Origin of the sequence: Hoeflea sp. BAL378, from assembly GCF_000759435.1 — a bacterium.
In the GTDB taxonomy this organism is placed as follows: Bacteria; Pseudomonadota; Alphaproteobacteria; order Rhizobiales; family Rhizobiaceae; genus Hoeflea.
Genome location: NZ_JRJG01000130.1, coordinates 14,087 through 28,613 on the forward strand (window position 1 = coordinate 14,087; position 14,527 = coordinate 28,613).

Below are 14,527 nucleotides of genomic sequence, written 5' to 3' on the forward strand. Positions count from 1 at the left end.
GCCGCCCTCCGGCCGGATCAGTCCCGGTCGATCAGGCGCCCTTGATCAGGCAGCCGAGCGCCAGCACCGCATAGCCGGCGGTGACGATGTAGAGCGCGGGAACCGGCAAGCCGGGGATGATGGCAAGACCCGCCAGCAGCCCGACGATGGCGAGGACGAGCGAGAGCAGAAAGACAACCTGTTTGGGTGCGCTTAAATTCATGATTCCCCCTGTCGGACCGGAGTCCGACCAAAATTGAACCCGGGAAATCCCGGATTCGGGCCCGGATCTTGCTCGATCCGCGCGGCCCGCGCCACCCTAGGGCGCATGGGCGGCGCACACAAGGCGCAGCCCCCGCGCGCCGGAAGAAGATGCGGGACAGGCCCGCGCCGGGGGTTGATGGTTGCACCTGCAACTGCTTTGATGGGCGCGGTCGGCACCACCGGCGGCGACGGTCACTATGTCTCACCGGCCCGGGTGCGACGCCGGCGAAAAGGTCTCGACGCCGGAGCGGAATCCGGTCAATCTCTCCGGGAGGAAGAATTCAATGCGTATCACCCGATGTCCCCCAATGGCCTCCGGCGCCGCCGGGCATGAGAGCCATGCGCCGTGCCCGTCCGATACCCGCGTCCGTCCGGTGGCCCCGTGAGCGAGCGGCTGGTCATCTTGGGATCGAAGGGCGGGCCGGCGATCCGTCCGGGCGGACCGTCGCCGACATCGTCGCTTCTCGAGATCGGCGACCGCCGCATCGTCGTCGATTGCGGGCTGGGCGTGTCGCGCGGGCTGGTCGAGGCCGGCCTGGCGCTGTCGGCCCTCGACCTGATCCTGATCACGCATCTGCATTCCGACCATGTGCTCGAACTCGGGCCGCTGCTGCACACGGCCTGGACCGCCGGTTTGAAACACACCGTGCGTGTGTTGGGGCCGGTGGGCACGAAGGCCGTCTGGGACGGATTTCTGGCGTCGCTCCGCTACGACATCGATCTGAGGATCGAGGACGAGGGCCGACCGGATCTGCGCGGCCTGGTCAGCATCGAAGAATTTGGCGAAGGCCTTGTGCTCGACGAGGGCGGGCTCGCCATCGCGGCGCTGCGGGTCGATCACCCGCCGGTCACCGAATGCTATGCGCTGAAGTTGAGCCACGGGGGCCGGACAATCGTGTTTTCGGCCGACACCGCCTATTTCCCGCCGCTCGCCCGCTTCGCCCTCGACGCCGATCTTCTCGTGCATGAGGCCATGCATCCGGCCGGCGTCGACCGGCTGGTTGAGCGCACCGGCAACGGCGCGCGGCTGAAGGCGCATCTGATCGCCAGCCACACCATGGCCGCCGATGTCGGACGGATCGCCGCGGAGGCCGCGGCGGGCCATCTGGTGCTCAACCATCTCGTGCCCGCCGACGACCCCGGCATCACCGAGGCCGACTGGACGCGCGAGGTCCGGACCACCTGGACCGGGCCGCTGACCATCGGCCGCGACGGGCTCGAACTTATGCTTCCCCAACAAGAACAAAAAGGAAAATCCCATGAAGCTCGCCACACTGCGTGACGGAAGCCGCGACGGCCGCCTGGTCGTCGTCTCGCGTGATCTGACCCGGGCCACCGGCGTGCCGCATATCGCCCGCACCCTGCAGGCGGCGCTCGACGACTGGAAGCACGTGGCGCCGCGTTTGAAGGACGTGGCCGAGATGCTGGAGACCGGCGCCGAGCCCACGGAACGGTTCCACGAGCGCGATGCGCTGTCGCCGCTGCCGCGCGCCTACCAGTGGGCCGACGGCTCGGCCTATGTCAATCATGTCGAACTGGTGCGCAAGGCGCGCGGCGCCGAGATGCCGGCGAGTTTCTGGGAAGTGCCGCTGATGTACCAGGGCGGGTCCGACACGTTCCTGAGCCCCCGCGGTCCGATCCGCATGGCCGACGAGGCCTGGGGCATCGATTGCGAGGGCGAGGTGGCGGTGATCGTCGGCGACGTGCCGATGGGCGCCGATCTCGACACCTGCCGCGAGGCGATCAAGCTCGTCATGCTCGTCAACGATGTGAGCCTCAGGGGCCTGATCCCGGCGGAGCTTGCCAACGGCTTCGGCTTCTTCCAGTCCAAGCCGTCGTCGGCCTTCTCGCCGGTGGCGGTGACGCCGGAAATGCTGGGCGAGGCCTGGGACGGCGGCAAGGTGAGCCTTCCGCTCGAAGTCGATCTCAACGGCAAGCCCTTCGGCCGGGCGAACGCCGGCGTCGACATGACCTTCGATTTCCCGAAGCTGATCCAGCACGCGTCCAAGACGCGGGCGCTCTGCGCGGGCTCGATCATCGGTTCGGGCACGGTGTCCAACAAGGGCCCCGACGGCGATCCCGGCAAGCCGGTGAGCGAGGGCGGCGCGGGCTATTCCTGCATCGCCGAAATCCGCATGATCGAGACCATCGCCTCGGGCGCGCCCAAGACGCCGTTCCTGCGCTTTGGCGACACCGTGCGCATCGAGATGAAGGACGGCGAGGGCCAGTCGATCTTCGGCGCCATCGAGCAGGTCGTCGAGAAGGCATGAAAGAAACGACGTACCGAATTTTCAATATGAAAAGGGGGTCGATTAATGGAAGAAATTGGTTGGCGGTTGTTTGTTGAAAGGATTGTTTCGGGGCTTGCGTGGCCGGTTGCTGTAGTGATTGTTGCTATGGTTTTTCGAAGGGAAGTCGAAAACCTTCTTAAACGTCTCAGAGCATTCAAGATTTCAGGAGCAGAGTTAGGATTCTCCGAGTTGCTTGATGAAGTGTCGCGCGAGGCCGCCACCTTAGCGGCTCCATCAACTCCGGTCAGCAAAATCACAATCGATGAACAAACGATCGCCAAGCACCCGCATTTCGCTGTTATAGAGGCGTGGCGCTCTGTCGAGTCCGAAGTGGCCCAACTACTACAACTGCTGGCTCCGGATATCTCACGCCACCAAGTCAACGGATTTCGATCATTTCAGTTGCTTAGAAAAACTGAAGCTGTTGATCCGGAGATATTATCGCTTATGGAAGATCTTCGTCGTGTCCGGAACGCGGCAGTTCACGATTCTGAACCAGAAGTAACCATAGGGCAGGCAATTGAATACATCTCTCTGGCTTCCCGGGTCGAACAAGCCTTGAGAGATGCCAGAAGAAGAATAACTGGGACCTGAAAATAGCGCCGGGCGGCAAAACGAAGTCCCGATCGAGTAGAGGCGAAGATCTGAGATTCGCTTTTTTTGGCGCCGGCGGCCACTGATATTTATGCGCAGTCTGACGAAGGGGTAGATTCGACTGGCTCGCGCTGATTACACCATTTGCCCAAAGCTCCGAGTAGGCATTCATGCAAAACCCCATTCTCTACGACTACTGGCGCTCGTCGGCGAGCTACCGCGTCCGCATCGCGCTCAATCTGGCCGGCATCGAGTATAAGGCCGTGGTGGTCGATCTGCTCGGCAAGGCGCACAAGAGCGCCGAGCATCTCGCCCGCAATCCGCAGGGCCTGGTGCCGGCGCTGGCGATCGACGGGCTGATGCTGACCCAGTCGCTGGCGATGATCGAATACATCATCGAGACCCGCGGCGTGGCGCTGCTGCCCGACGATGCGGCGGGAAGGGCGCGGGTGCGGGCATTGGCGCACGCGATCGCCATGGACATACATCCGCTCTGCAACCTGAGCGTGGTGGCGCATGTGCTCGAGCTTGCGGGCGGCGACGAGGCCATGCGCGCGGCCTGGATGCAGCACTTCATCGGCAAGGGGCTCGCCGCCTTCGAGGCGCTGCTCGACCATGCCTCGACCGGCACCTTCTGCCATGGCGAGGCGCCGGGACTGGCCGACATCTGCCTGATCCCGCAGGTCTACAATGCCGAGCGCTGGGGCGCGGACATCTCCGGGTTCAGGCGGATCCAGGCGATCCGGGAGGCCTGCGACCGCCTGCCAGCGTTCAGCGACGCGCATCCCGACAAGGTCAAATCTTAGCCGGCTTCAGAGCCTTGCGAGGCGGCGTTCAACCGTCGCGAGATAGGCCGCGCGGCTCTCGGGCGTCGACTTGTCCATCAGGTAATGCGCCAGGAACACCCGGCGGCAGGTCTTGGCGCAGAGCGCGCGCATGCCGCGCAGGATGGTGCGCTTGCCGGGATGGCCGACCGCATAGGACCACCAGCGCGGCGCGCCGCAGGTGGTGACGACGCCGAGCAGGCGGACATGGGTCATCAGCGGCCGGATCGGGCCGGGGCCGTCGGGGATCTCGAAGGTCAGGTCGCCGGTCCAGACCCGGTCGAGCCAACCCTTGAGCATCGCCGGCAGGCCGTACCACCAAGTCGGATAGACGAAGATCAGCCCTTCCGCGGCCTTCAGCCGCGCCGCGTGGTCGGGGAACGGATGGTCCGCCAGCTTCATGCCGTTGTAGCGGCGGCGTTCCTCGGCTTGCATCACCGGGTCGAAACCTTCGGCATAGAGATCGATGAGGTCGATCTCGTGGCCGGCCCTTGTGAGGCCGCGAATGGCTGCGTCGCGGACGGCGGCGCAGAAGCTCTCGGGAACGGGATGGCAATAGACAAGCAGGATCCGCATCAGAGTGTATCCAGGGCGCGTTCCACGCGCGTCATGAAGGCCTGGCGCGACTGTATCGTCGACCGGTTCATGTCGTAATGGGCGAGATAGGTGACCGGCGCGCCGGGCCTGATGGTGGCGCGCAGCATGCGCTTGGCGATCTTGCGCGGCGGGTCGCCCATCAGCCAGGAGCGGAAGCGCGAGCCGCCATAGGAGGTGACGATCAGGATCTTCTCGATATTGTGCAGCGTCGGCTGAACCTTGCCGTCGACCAGGCCGAAGGAGACGCCGGGGAGGAACACCCGGTCGAACCAGCCCTTGAGAATGGCCGGGAAACCGTAGTTCCACACCGGATAGACCAGCACCAGCGCCTCGGCCCTGAGCAGCCGGTCGACATACTCCGCGACCGGCTGACGGTTGACGCTGAGATCATGGTAGCTGAGCCGCTCGGCCTCGCTCATCACCGGGTCGAAGCCGTCCTGGTAGAGATCGACGACATCGACCTCGTGGCCGGCCTTCTTCAGCCGGTCGGTCGTCAGGCGGAACAGGCTTGCATTGAAACTCGATGCCACGGGGTGGGCATGGATCAGAAGAACGCGCATCCGGGCTGCCTCAGCTTGCCTGTTTCAGGCCCTTGAACAGCCAGGTCTCTCCGGAAGTGAAATCATAGTCGGGATCGTCCCAGGCGATCATCTTGCCGGGATTGAGCAGGCCCTTGGGATCGGCCTGGCGCTTGAATTCGAGCTGGATCTCGTCGGTCTGTTTCATGCCGCCCTCTTCGAGCGTGTAACGGTGCGGGTTGAAGATCGGGCAGCCATTGGCCGTGTGCAGATCCATGATCTCCTCGAGCCGCGCGTCGGTCGAATAGCGGATCAGCGGCAGGCCGAAGCAGGTGATGTCGCCGTCGAAACGGACGAATTCGAGATGCGAGATCATCTCGCCCGGGAACATCCGGTCCATCTTCGAGGCGAGCGCGAGCTGGTTCGGGAAGGGGTAGAGCACCTGCAGATAAGTCCAGGCCGGATCGACGCGCAGCGCCCGCAGCGTCGTGTGGTTCCAGGCAAGCTCGAACACCGGCGGCAGGCCCTTGAGCTCCCCGGCCGACAGCGTCGCGGAATCGAAGACGATCCGGCCGGACTGGCGCCGGGTGAAGGCCTTGAAGGCGTCGTGGCTCTGCGGCGCCACCATCACCAGAACCACGCTCTGGCCCTCGGTGAGGAACTTCTGGTGGCGCTTGAAATAGTCGAACGGGCAGGGCGCCGCGACGACCGAAATCAGCTTGGTGAGAATGCCGTCCTGGCGCGCCAGCGCATTGGCGTAGGACGCCGCCTGATCGAACCCGTCGAAGCCGACGATGGCGTCGACCCAGTCATAGGCCGTGGTCAGCGGCATCTCGACCTCGGTGATGATGCCGTTGGTGCCGTAGGCATGGGTGACCTTGTGCAGATCCTCGCCGGTGAGGTCGAGGATGCGCGGCTCCTCCTCCATGGTGACGACGCGCAGGCGGATGATGTTGCCGAAATCGCGCAGGCCGCCCCAGGAGATGGAGCCAACGCCGCCCGAGCCGCCGGCGATGAAGCCGCCGATGGTGGCGGTGTGGGCGGTCGACGGATGCATCCTGAGTTCCTGCCCGGTGGCCCGCGCCGCCTTGTCGAGATCGGCGCAGATGACGCCGGGGCCGCAGACGACGCGGCCGGGGGCGATCTCGCGGATGTCGTTGAGGTCGGCCAGGCTCAGCACCACGCCGCCCGAGAGCGGCATCGCCTGGCCGTAATTGCCGGTGCCTGTGCCGCGTGGCGTGACGGGGATATTGTGCCGATAGCAGGCTTTCAGAACCCGGATCAGTTCCGCCTCCGACTTCGGCGAGACCACGATGTCGCCCGCGACATGGTCGAGCTGGCGCTTCAAGACGGGCGAGTACCAGTAGAAATCGCGGCTCTTCTGCAGAACGATCTTGTCGTTCTCCTCGATGCGGATCCCGTCGAGGTCGGCAATCAGGGCAGTCATATCCATCTTAAAGCTCCATCAGATCGTCAAGGTCCTGGTAGTCGGGGACAGTCGCGTCAATGAGCTTACCTTCGCGGATAAGTGTTCGGCGGCTTTCGGGGCGGGAGAGAAGTTCGGTCAGGCTGCGGCCGCGAAACAGCACGAGGTCCGCACCAGTGCCTGACGTGAGCGTGCCTGCGTCCGCGAGGCCCATGGCGCGGGCCGGATTGGCGGCGACCGTGGCCGGCCAGAGGCCTACGGGATGGTCAAAATGCAGGATGCGGGTGGCCTCGCGGTAGACCTCGAGCACGTCGAGATCGCCATAGGCGTAGAACGGGTCGCGGGTGTTGTCGGAGGCGACCGCGACATTGATGCCGCGCGCGGCCATTTCGTGCAGCAGCGTGACGCCGCGCCAGCGCGGCGTGGTGGCGTCGGCTCGGCGGTCCTGCAGGTACATGTTGCACATCGGCAACGAGACGACCGAGAGGCCGGCGCGCGCGACCCGGTCGAGCGTCGCCTTGACCGCGTCGTCGGGCTGGCGGGCGAGCGAGCAGCAATGGCCGACCAGGATCTTGCCTTCGAAGCCATGGCGCAACGCGGCGGCGGCGATCCGGTCGAGCGAGACGGCGTTCACATCGTCGGTCTCGTCGGCGTGGAAATCGAGATCGAGCCCCAGCTCCATGGCCTTTATGAACATCCGGTCGAGCAACTGGTCGAGATCGGGCACCATGAAGGTGACCGCGCCAAGAACGCCCCTGTGGCCGGCGACGAGGGCGGCAAGCCGGTCGAACCAGGCTTCGTTGCGGGCCTCGTCGATGCCGAACAGACAGGAGGCCTGCAGCTCGATCCGGCCCTTCCAGCGCTCCCGCATCGACGAAAACACCGGCCAGGAGATGTCCTCCTGCGGCGCCACCGAATCGAGATGGGTGCGCAGCGCCTTGGTGCCGTGGGCGTAGGCTGAGGCCAGCGAGAACTCCATGCGCCGCGCGACGTCGTCCGCCGACCAGTTGGCGCGGCGATCCTCGCCGACCGCATTCAGGGCGCCCGGGAAGCTGCCATCGGGGTTGGGCTTGCGCGGCCAGATATGGCCCTTGTCGATATGGGTGTGGCAATCGACGAAGGCCGGAAAGGCGATTCCGCCGCGGCAATCGAGCACGTCCGGGGAGGAGGATCCCGCATCGTCGCGGCCAATGGCGACGATGCGTCCGTCGGCGATCTCGACCTGCGCCCGCGAAAAACCTTCGGCGTCGAAGGAAAGCCCGTGGGCGCCCGCCACATGGGCGCGGTGCAGGCGCAGATTGGCGAGCGTGTAACGGCCGGAGACGGGAAGGGCGGGGAGGGAGTGCGTCACCTATTGCTCCTGTTTGAGCGCGCTTTCGTGCCAGCGGTGCAGCACGAGGTGGGAAATCCACGACAGGGCCAGGAAGATCACGATTCCGGTCAGGGAGATCAGGATCAGGGCGGCGAACAGCCGCGGCGCATTGAGCCGGTAGCCGGCTTCGATGATGCGCGAGGCGAGCCCCGAGGACTGGCCGGCGGCGCCGGCGACGAACTCGGCCACCACCGCGCCGATCAGCGCCAGGCCGCCGGCGATCTTCAGCCCGCCCAGGAAATAGGGCATGGCGGCGGGCAGCCTCAGGTGCCACAGCGTCTGCCAGCGCGTGGCGCCGTTCAATTTGAAATAGTCGATCAGGTTGCGGTCGACGGAATTCAGCCCCAGCGTGGTGTTGGACAGGATCGGGAAGAAGGCGACGATCCAGGCACAGAGCAAGAGCTTGGTGGTCTGGTCGTCGACATAGATGTTGATCAGCGGGAAGATCGCCACGATCGGCGTCACCTGCAGGACGATGGCGAAGGGAAACAAGCTCATTTCGATCCAGCGCGACTGGGTGAACAGCACCGCGAGCCCGACGCCGCCGATCACGGCGAGCGCCAGCGACAGCGCGGTGATCCGGAGCGTGACCAGCAGCGAGGAAAACAGAAGCCCCGCGTCCTCGATCAGCGTGGCGAGCACCACGCCCGGGCGCGGCAGGATATATTGCGGGATCTCGTTCCAGACGCAGATGCGGTCCCAGGAATAGACCGCGGCCGCCATGATGATAAGCGGCAGCAGCCAGCGGCCGGTGCGCTCCATCCTGCGCGCGCGTTCGCGGCGGGCTTCCTCGGCGTCGATCACCACGAAGGCGGCGGCACGTGCGGGCCGGTCAGTGGACGCCATCGGCCGCCTCCAGGTCTTGCGCCGTCGCGTTGATCGCGCCGACCAGCACGTCGGAGGTCTTCCGGCACAGCGCCGCGTATTCCGGCGAGGTCCTGAAACTCTGGTTGCGCGGATAGGGCGCGTCCACCGCCACCTCGTCGAACACCCGGCCCGGCCGGGCCGCCATGACCGTGACGCGGTTGGAGAGAAACACGCTTTCGAACACCGAATGGGTGACGAAGATCACGGTGAAGCCGCGCTCGGCCCAGAGTTCCAGGAGATCGTTGTTGAGCTTGAAGCGGGTGATCTCGTCGAGCGCGGCGAAGGGCTCGTCCATCAAGAGGATGCGCGGCCGCGTGACCAGGCCGCGGGCGATGGAGACGCGCATCTTCATGCCGCCGGAGAGTTCTCGCGGCACGGCGGTCTCGAAGCCGGTGAGGTGGACGCGCTCGAGCACTTCGGCGATCTGCGGCCCGGCATCCCTGCGCGAGACGCCGCGCAGCCTGAGCGGCAGCCAGACATTGTCGTAGACGCTGGCCCAGGGCAGCAGGGTCGGCTCCTGGAAGACGAAGCCGATGTCGTTCTGCTTGAGGGCCGCGCCGCGCCAGTCGACGACGCCGGAGGTGGGCTGCGACAGGCTGGCGATGATCCGGAGCGCGGTGGACTTGCCGCATCCCGACGGTCCCAGAAGGCTCATGAAGTCGCCCTCGTTGACGGTGAGGTTCACCCGGTCGAGCGCGGTGACGCCGGAGGCGAAGGTCTTGCCGATGGACTGCAGGATCAGGAAGGGATGGGTCTGGGGAGGCATGGGTGTCCAGATGGTCGTCTCGAAGGAGGAGAGGCCCGCCCGGACCCGAAGCATCCGGGCGGGTCGGCGTCTTACTTCTTCAGATCGAGCCCGACACCGGCATTGACGTAGTCGAGCGTGTAGGACGCCTTGATGTCGATGCCCTCCTTGACCACGCCGGCCTTGACCATCTTGTCGTAGAAGCTCTGCATGCGCGCATCCGTCATGGCGCCGATGCCCATGGTTTCGGTGTCGCCGGAATCGACGATGCCATATTCCTTGAGCTTCTCGATCGAAAAGGCGATCTGCTCGTCGGTCATGTCCGGATTGTCTTTCTGGATCAATTCGTTGGCGGCGGCGTTGTCGCCGTAGAGATAGTTGTACCAGCCCTTGTTCGAGCCCTCGACGAAGCACTTGACCGCCTCCGGCTTGGCGTCGATCGTCGCCTGCATCACCTCGATGGTGGTGGAATAGGTGTCGAACCCGTAATCGGCGAGCAGGAACAGATTGGGCTTGAAGCCGCCCTCGCGCTCGACCGCGAAAGGCTCCGACGTGACATAGCCCTGCTGCACCGATTTCGGATTGGCGATGAAGGGGGCGGGGTTGAAGGTGTAGGGCACGCGCTTGGCGGCATCGAAGCCGAATTCCGAGATCATCCACTGGTAGTAGCTCTGGAAGCCCTGGTCGCCCAGGATGAACTGCTCGGCGTTCTTGAGGTCCTCCCATGTGTCGAGACCCTGGCCGGGATGGGTCATCAGCACCTGCGGCTCCTTCTGGAAGGAGGCGGAGACGACCTTGACCGGGATGTTCTGCTCCACCGCCGAGAAGGCCTCGAGCATGTTGCCGCCCATGTGGAATTCGATCTTGCCGGCGAGCAGCAGCGCGCGGTTGTTCACCTGCGGGCCGCCCTGGGCGATGGTGACGTCGAGACCGCAGGCGGCGTAGGTTCCGTCGGCGACCGACTGGTAGAACCCGCCATGCTCGGGCTGGGCCAGCCAGTTGGTGCCGAAGGTGACTTTCTCGGCGGCCGATGCCTGCGCGCCCAAAGCCATGAGGGCCGCCAGGGCGGCCGAGGAACGAAGAAGAAGCGTCATGTACACCATCCCTTGTGATTGGAGCGGAATTTCACAGCGAATCCCGTCAGTCGGACAACATTTGTACCTAGCAAGCCTCATGCCATGCAGCGGGGTGCCGAACCGGTCCGGACCATGCGATCGGGCCTGCCCGAAGGGCCCAGGCCGGCTGCGCCTTGCGTGAGCAAGATGCCCAAAATTTCACCTGCGATTGACCTTGCCGCATCAGAGTGACCCATTCCAAGCCGGGAGGGAATAGACTATGAAAACTTTCAACACCCAGCAGGAGGCCGCAGCGATGAAACACCATACGCCGCCCACGATCCGGGCTCCCTTCGCCCGCTACAGCCACGCCGTGGAAGTGCCGCCGGGACATCGCCTGATCCTGTGTTCGGGGCAGTTGTCGATCACCCTTGACGACCAGATTCCGGAGACGGCCGAAGCCCAGACGGAGCTGTGTTTCGCCAACATCGCCCAGGTGCTGGCCTCGGCCGGAATGGGCCTTTCGGACATCGTCCGGATCAACGCCTATGTCACGGATCGGGCGCATTTGCCCGGCTACATGAAGGTGCGCGACCGGCTGTTTTCCGATCCCGCGCCGGCCTCGACCCTGATGATCGTTTCGGGCTTCGCCCGCGAGGTCTTCAAGGTCGAGATTGAAGTGATTGCCGCGGCAGCCGGCTGAGCCCGCGGCCCAGGGAGAATGAAGATGACACGCAAGATCTGGTGGGGCGATTTCACCACGCGCGAATTCCAGGACCTCGATCCCGAGACCACCATCGCCGTGCTGCCTGTGGCGGCGATCGAGCAGCACGGGCCGCATCTGCCGGTGTCCACCGACAGCGCCATCATGCAGGGCATGCTCGAGACCGTGATCGGGCAGGCGCCCACTGATCTCGACATCCGCATCCTGCCGATCCAGTGCGTGGGCAAGTCCAACGAACACCAGCACGCCGCGGGAACGCTGACCATCCCCGCCACCATCCTGATCGACCACTGGGTCGAGCTCGGACATTCCATTGCCCGCGCCGGCATCCGCAAGGTGGTGCTGGTCAATTCCCATGGCGGCAACGAGGAGGTGATGGGCATCGTCGCGCGCGAACTCCGGGTGCGCGCCCGGATGCTGGCGGTGAAGACCTCGTGGATGCGCTTCGGCCTGCCCGATGGGATGTTCAGCGCCACGGAAACGGCCTACGGCATCCACGGCGGCGATGTCGAGACCTCGCTGATGCTGCATTTCCGCCCGGAGCTGGTGGCTATGGACAGGGCGGAGAATTTCGTCTCGGCGGTGACCCTGGCCGAAAAGGAATTCGACCTGCTGCGCCACACCGGCCCGCATGCCTTCGCCTGGATCGCCAGCGATCTCAATGCCTCCGGCGCAGTGGGCGAGGCGGCGCTGGCGACGCCCGCCAAGGGCGAGGCGGTGGCGCATCACCAGGCGCGGGGCTTTCTCACGCTGATGAAGGATGTCCGCGCCGCCAAGCTCGACGACTGGCTGGCGTAGCGTCACGACGGTGCACCCTCCCGCCTCCGTTCCGCAGATGACCTTGTCTAGCGCTTGGCCATGGTCTTGATGCGGCCTATCCGGTCGACGACGTCCGCCGCCAGAAGCGTGGTGAACTCGACGTGGAGCGTGTACTTGCCCTGCCCCTTGACCTTGCCGTGCACCCTGGACTTGAGGCCGGGAATGACGAGGTAGACGTCGTGGACGGCTTTGGGAAAATGATCCGAGGTGACCAGGCAGCCATCCTCGCTCAGATTGACGAGCCAGGACGGCACCGCGACATGCCCGTCCTCCTTGCGCCCTCGCGCATGGGTGATGACGGGGCAATTGGCGTCGCGGCGCGGAAACACCCGTCTGCCCGCTTCGCCCAGTTGCGTCAGCGCATGCCTCTTGGGCTGCATCGTCTGGCCCTCGCAAAATCGCCGGTTGTTCGAGATCAGCTAATCATGCATCCGCTAATGAACGGTTTACGCCACGAATTTGCGTCCGACGGAGTCTGCAGGGCCCGGGCGGGCTGCCGGCGCCGGGCCGGACGAGACGCCAGGAGAAGCGATCGCCTGTTGAGATCGGGTGACGAATTGTCGCCCACGGTCCCGCAAGGGCTTGAGTTTGCCCGCGACTATGTCCAATTTGGGACTCATGCCCACTTACGAAACCACACGCATTGTCCCGCATTCGCCGCGCCAGATGTTCGACCTGGTCGCCGATGTCGAGCGCTATCCGGAGTTCCTGCCGCTGTGCGAGGCGACGCGGATTCGCGAGCGCAAGGAGCGTGACGGCAAGACCCTGATCGTCGTTGAGATGACGGTGGGCTACAAGGCGATCCGCGAGACCTTCGTCACCCAGGATCTTTTGAAGCCCGACGAACTCGAGATCGACGTCAAATATCTCGACGGGCCGTTCAAGTATCTCGACAACCGATGGACCTTCGTGCCGCATGGCGAGCACGGCTGCGAGGTGCAGTTCTTCATCGACTACGAGTTCAAGAGCAGGGTGCTCGGCATGCTGATGGGATCGATGTTCGACCGGGCGTTCCGGATGTTCTCGGAAGCCTTCGAGAAGCGGGCGCAGGCGGTCTACGGCGACGCCGCCGTCTCCTGAGACCTCAATTCATCGCGGCGCGGCCGAGCAGGGCCTCGAGCGCGGCGCGGACGGTGGCGGCGCGGATCAGGTCGCGGCTCCAGGCCGGATCCCAGCGAAGTTCGACCGCGCTTGTGAGATCTCCCGGTCCCGACAGGCCCATCCAGACCAGCCCCACCGGCTTTTCGGCCGATCCGCCGCCGGGTCCGGCGACGCCGGTCACCGAGACGGCGAAGCCCGCGCGCGAGCGGCGTCTGGCGCCCAGAACCATTTCGGTGGCGACCTGGGCCGAGACCGCGCCGAAGGAGGCAAGCGTTTCCGGCCGGACCCCGAGCATGTCCTGCTTGGCCTCGTTCGAGTAGGTCACGAACCCGCGGTCGAACACCACGGACGATCCGGAGATGTCGGTGATGGCGCCGGCGATCAGGCCGCCGGTGCAGGATTCGGCCGTCGCTGCCATGGCGCCGATCTCCGCATAGACCTTGACGATGTCCGCCGACAGCCTGCGGCAATCGGCGCGGATTTCGGCGAGCCGGTCCGCCTCGGTCATGATCTTGCTCCAAACACGACACTGGCCGTGGCGATCGACGCGATGCCTTCGCGGCGGCCGGCAAAACCGATGGTCTCGTTGGTGGTGGCCTTGACCGAGCAGCGGTCGATGGAGATGCCGAGGATGCGGGCGAGCGCCGCGCGCATCTCCTGCCGGTGCGGACCGATCTTCGGCGCCTCGGCGATCAGCGTGACATCGGCGTTCATGATCACGCCGCCGGCGTCACAGACGATCCTGGCGGCGTGCGCGAGGAAGATCTCCGACGCCGCGCCCCGCCATTGCGGATCGGACGGCGGGAAATGGTCGCCGATATCGCCGGCGCCGCAGGTGGCGAGCAGCGCGTCGGTCAATGCATGCAGGCCGACATCGGCGTCCGAATGGCCGTCGAGCCGCTGATCGTGCGGGATCTCCACCCCGCACAGGGTGACGTGATCGCCCGGCACCAGCCGGTGGACGTCATAGCCGTTTCCGGTGCGCACGTCGGGCAGGGCCGCCGGCGAAAGCTTCTCGTTGGCCATGGCGATGTCCTCGGCGGTGGTGAGTTTGACATTGGACGGGTGGCCCTGCGTCAGGCGCACGGACATTCCGGCCCATTCGGCGATGGCGCAGTCATCGGTGAACTCGGCGGCGGCATCGGCCGCGGCCCTGGCATGGGCCGTCGCGATCGCCTGGAAATCGAACCCCTGCGGCGTCTGCGCCCCGAACAGGCCGGCGCGCGGAACGGTGCCCGAGACATCGCCGCTTGCATCGCCGCGCTTGAGCGTGTCGGCCACGGCGACCGCGGGCAGGGCGGCCGGGGCGCCCGCACCGAGCGCGTCCAGAACGCCGTCGATGATCGCATGG

18 protein-coding genes are annotated in these 14,527 nt (G+C 65.4%); 7 read left to right on the top strand and 11 right to left on the bottom strand.

The annotated features are described in order from the left end of the window. Positions 1 to 31: 31 nt before the first annotated feature. Positions 32 to 202, bottom strand: coding sequence for a hypothetical protein (locus LL06_RS27980; RefSeq protein ID WP_162835380.1), 171 nt, complete (start codon positions 200 to 202; stop codon positions 32 to 34). Positions 203 to 625: 423 nt separating this feature from the next. Here LL06_RS27980 and LL06_RS21640 point away from each other — a divergent pair, with 423 nt between their 5' ends. The 4 genes from LL06_RS21640 to maiA all read left to right on the top strand — a co-directional run bounded on the left by LL06_RS21640 (position 626) and on the right by maiA (position 3,934). Next, positions 626 to 1,525 (top strand): MBL fold metallo-hydrolase, encoded by a 900-nt coding sequence (locus tag LL06_RS21640; RefSeq protein WP_035531775.1) that lies wholly within the window; start codon positions 626 to 628, stop codon positions 1,523 to 1,525. Continuing rightward, complete coding sequence (locus tag LL06_RS21645) at positions 1,503 to 2,513, top strand: fumarylacetoacetate hydrolase family protein (RefSeq protein ID WP_035531778.1); 1,011 nt, start codon at positions 1,503 to 1,505, stop codon at positions 2,511 to 2,513. Before LL06_RS21640 ends, LL06_RS21645 begins: the two co-directional genes overlap by 23 nt. 45 nt (positions 2,514 to 2,558) lie before the next feature. Next, positions 2,559 to 3,128: a hypothetical protein gene (locus tag LL06_RS27475; RefSeq protein ID WP_152599719.1), complete on the top strand. Its 570-nt coding sequence runs from the start codon at positions 2,559 to 2,561 to the stop codon at positions 3,126 to 3,128. 170 nt (positions 3,129 to 3,298) lie between these two features. Next, positions 3,299 to 3,934, top strand: a complete 636-nt coding sequence (gene maiA / locus LL06_RS21650; RefSeq protein ID WP_035531781.1) for a maleylacetoacetate isomerase — start codon at positions 3,299 to 3,301, stop codon at positions 3,932 to 3,934. 6 nt (positions 3,935 to 3,940) lie between these two features. On the opposite strand, the gene LL06_RS21655 is transcribed toward maiA, so the two are convergent. The 7 genes from LL06_RS21655 to LL06_RS21685 all read right to left on the bottom strand — a co-directional run bounded on the left by LL06_RS21655 (position 3,941) and on the right by LL06_RS21685 (position 10,571). Beyond that, positions 3,941 to 4,528 (bottom strand): NAD(P)H-dependent oxidoreductase, encoded by a 588-nt coding sequence (locus LL06_RS21655; RefSeq protein WP_035531783.1) that lies wholly within the window; start codon positions 4,526 to 4,528, stop codon positions 3,941 to 3,943. Then, positions 4,528 to 5,109: an NAD(P)H-dependent oxidoreductase gene (locus tag LL06_RS21660; protein ID WP_035531785.1), complete on the bottom strand. Its 582-nt coding sequence runs from the start codon at positions 5,107 to 5,109 to the stop codon at positions 4,528 to 4,530. Before LL06_RS21660 ends, LL06_RS21655 begins: the two co-directional genes overlap by 1 nt. Before the next feature lie 10 nt (positions 5,110 to 5,119). Next, positions 5,120 to 6,520: an FAD-binding oxidoreductase gene (locus LL06_RS21665; protein WP_035531787.1), complete on the bottom strand. Its 1,401-nt coding sequence runs from the start codon at positions 6,518 to 6,520 to the stop codon at positions 5,120 to 5,122. A 1-nt stretch (position 6,521) separates the two neighbouring features. Then, a complete protein-coding gene (locus LL06_RS21670; RefSeq protein WP_035531789.1) occupies positions 6,522 to 7,844 on the bottom strand; it encodes a cytosine deaminase in 1,323 nt (440 codons plus the stop codon). Beyond that, positions 7,845 to 8,711, bottom strand: coding sequence for an ABC transporter permease (locus LL06_RS21675; RefSeq protein WP_052161810.1), 867 nt, complete (start codon positions 8,709 to 8,711; stop codon positions 7,845 to 7,847). Then, complete coding sequence (locus LL06_RS21680) at positions 8,698 to 9,498, bottom strand: ABC transporter ATP-binding protein (protein ID WP_035531803.1); 801 nt, start codon at positions 9,496 to 9,498, stop codon at positions 8,698 to 8,700. The genes LL06_RS21675 and LL06_RS21680 overlap by 14 nt, the downstream gene beginning before the upstream one ends. 71 nt (positions 9,499 to 9,569) lie before the next feature. Beyond that, entirely contained in the window at positions 9,570 to 10,571 is a 1,002-nt protein-coding gene (locus LL06_RS21685; protein ID WP_035531804.1) for an ABC transporter substrate-binding protein, read from the bottom strand. Positions 10,572 to 10,812: 241 nt separating this feature from the next. Between LL06_RS21685 and LL06_RS21690 the strand changes: the two genes are divergently transcribed. Both LL06_RS21690 and LL06_RS21695 read left to right on the top strand, forming a co-directional pair. Then, positions 10,813 to 11,235, top strand: coding sequence for a RidA family protein (locus tag LL06_RS21690; protein WP_345775692.1), 423 nt, complete (start codon positions 10,813 to 10,815; stop codon positions 11,233 to 11,235). Positions 11,236 to 11,259: 24 nt separating this feature from the next. Then, positions 11,260 to 12,054, top strand: coding sequence for a creatininase family protein (locus LL06_RS21695; RefSeq protein WP_035531808.1), 795 nt, complete (start codon positions 11,260 to 11,262; stop codon positions 12,052 to 12,054). Positions 12,055 to 12,101: 47 nt separating this feature from the next. On the opposite strand, the gene LL06_RS21700 is transcribed toward LL06_RS21695, so the two are convergent. Further along, positions 12,102 to 12,455 carry a hypothetical protein gene (locus LL06_RS21700; protein ID WP_035531790.1) on the bottom strand — a complete coding sequence of 118 codons (354 nt, stop codon included), beginning with the start codon at positions 12,453 to 12,455 and terminating at the stop codon, positions 12,102 to 12,104. A 238-nt stretch (positions 12,456 to 12,693) separates the two neighbouring features. Here LL06_RS21700 and LL06_RS21705 point away from each other — a divergent pair, with 238 nt between their 5' ends. After that, complete coding sequence (locus LL06_RS21705; RefSeq protein ID WP_035531812.1) at positions 12,694 to 13,155, top strand: type II toxin-antitoxin system RatA family toxin; 462 nt, start codon at positions 12,694 to 12,696, stop codon at positions 13,153 to 13,155. 4 nt (positions 13,156 to 13,159) lie between these two features. Here LL06_RS21705 and LL06_RS21710 read toward each other — a convergent pair whose 3' ends face one another. Together LL06_RS21710 and ispF are read right to left on the bottom strand one after the other, a co-directional pair. After that, the gene (locus LL06_RS21710) at positions 13,160 to 13,684 is read right to left on the bottom strand and encodes a CinA family protein (protein ID WP_035531792.1); all 525 of its coding nucleotides are present in this window, start codon (positions 13,682 to 13,684) and stop codon (positions 13,160 to 13,162) included. Then, the coding region (gene ispF, locus LL06_RS21715) for a 2-C-methyl-D-erythritol 2,4-cyclodiphosphate synthase (protein WP_035531794.1) at positions 13,681 to 14,527 on the bottom strand (847 nt) is incomplete at its 5' end. The genes LL06_RS21710 and ispF, both read right to left, overlap by 4 nt.

Coding starts and splice junctions, on each gene's coding strand:
- LL06_RS27980 (WP_162835380.1), bottom strand. CDS start 202: ATGAATTTAAGCGCACCCAAACAGGTTGTCTTTCTGCTCTCGCTCGTC.
- LL06_RS21645 (WP_035531778.1), top strand. CDS start 1,503: ATGAAGCTCGCCACACTGCGTGACGGAAGCCGCGACGGCCGCCTGGTC.
- LL06_RS27475 (WP_152599719.1), top strand. CDS start 2,559: ATGGAAGAAATTGGTTGGCGGTTGTTTGTTGAAAGGATTGTTTCGGGG.
- maiA (WP_035531781.1), top strand. CDS start 3,299: ATGCAAAACCCCATTCTCTACGACTACTGGCGCTCGTCGGCGAGCTAC.
- LL06_RS21655 (WP_035531783.1), bottom strand. CDS start 4,528: ATGCGGATCCTGCTTGTCTATTGCCATCCCGTTCCCGAGAGCTTCTGC.
- LL06_RS21660 (WP_035531785.1), bottom strand. CDS start 5,109: ATGCGCGTTCTTCTGATCCATGCCCACCCCGTGGCATCGAGTTTCAAT.
- LL06_RS21665 (WP_035531787.1), bottom strand. CDS start 6,520: ATGGATATGACTGCCCTGATTGCCGACCTCGACGGGATCCGCATCGAG.
- LL06_RS21675 (WP_052161810.1), bottom strand. CDS start 8,711: ATGGCGTCCACTGACCGGCCCGCACGTGCCGCCGCCTTCGTGGTGATC.
- LL06_RS21680 (WP_035531803.1), bottom strand. CDS start 9,498: ATGCCTCCCCAGACCCATCCCTTCCTGATCCTGCAGTCCATCGGCAAG.
- LL06_RS21685 (WP_035531804.1), bottom strand. CDS start 10,571: ATGACGCTTCTTCTTCGTTCCTCGGCCGCCCTGGCGGCCCTCATGGCT.
- LL06_RS21690 (WP_345775692.1), top strand. CDS start 10,813: ATGAAAACTTTCAACACCCAGCAGGAGGCCGCAGCGATGAAACACCAT.
- LL06_RS21695 (WP_035531808.1), top strand. CDS start 11,260: ATGACACGCAAGATCTGGTGGGGCGATTTCACCACGCGCGAATTCCAG.
- LL06_RS21700 (WP_035531790.1), bottom strand. CDS start 12,455: ATGCAGCCCAAGAGGCATGCGCTGACGCAACTGGGCGAAGCGGGCAGA.
- LL06_RS21705 (WP_035531812.1), top strand. CDS start 12,694: ATGCCCACTTACGAAACCACACGCATTGTCCCGCATTCGCCGCGCCAG.
- LL06_RS21710 (WP_035531792.1), bottom strand. CDS start 13,684: ATGACCGAGGCGGACCGGCTCGCCGAAATCCGCGCCGATTGCCGCAGG.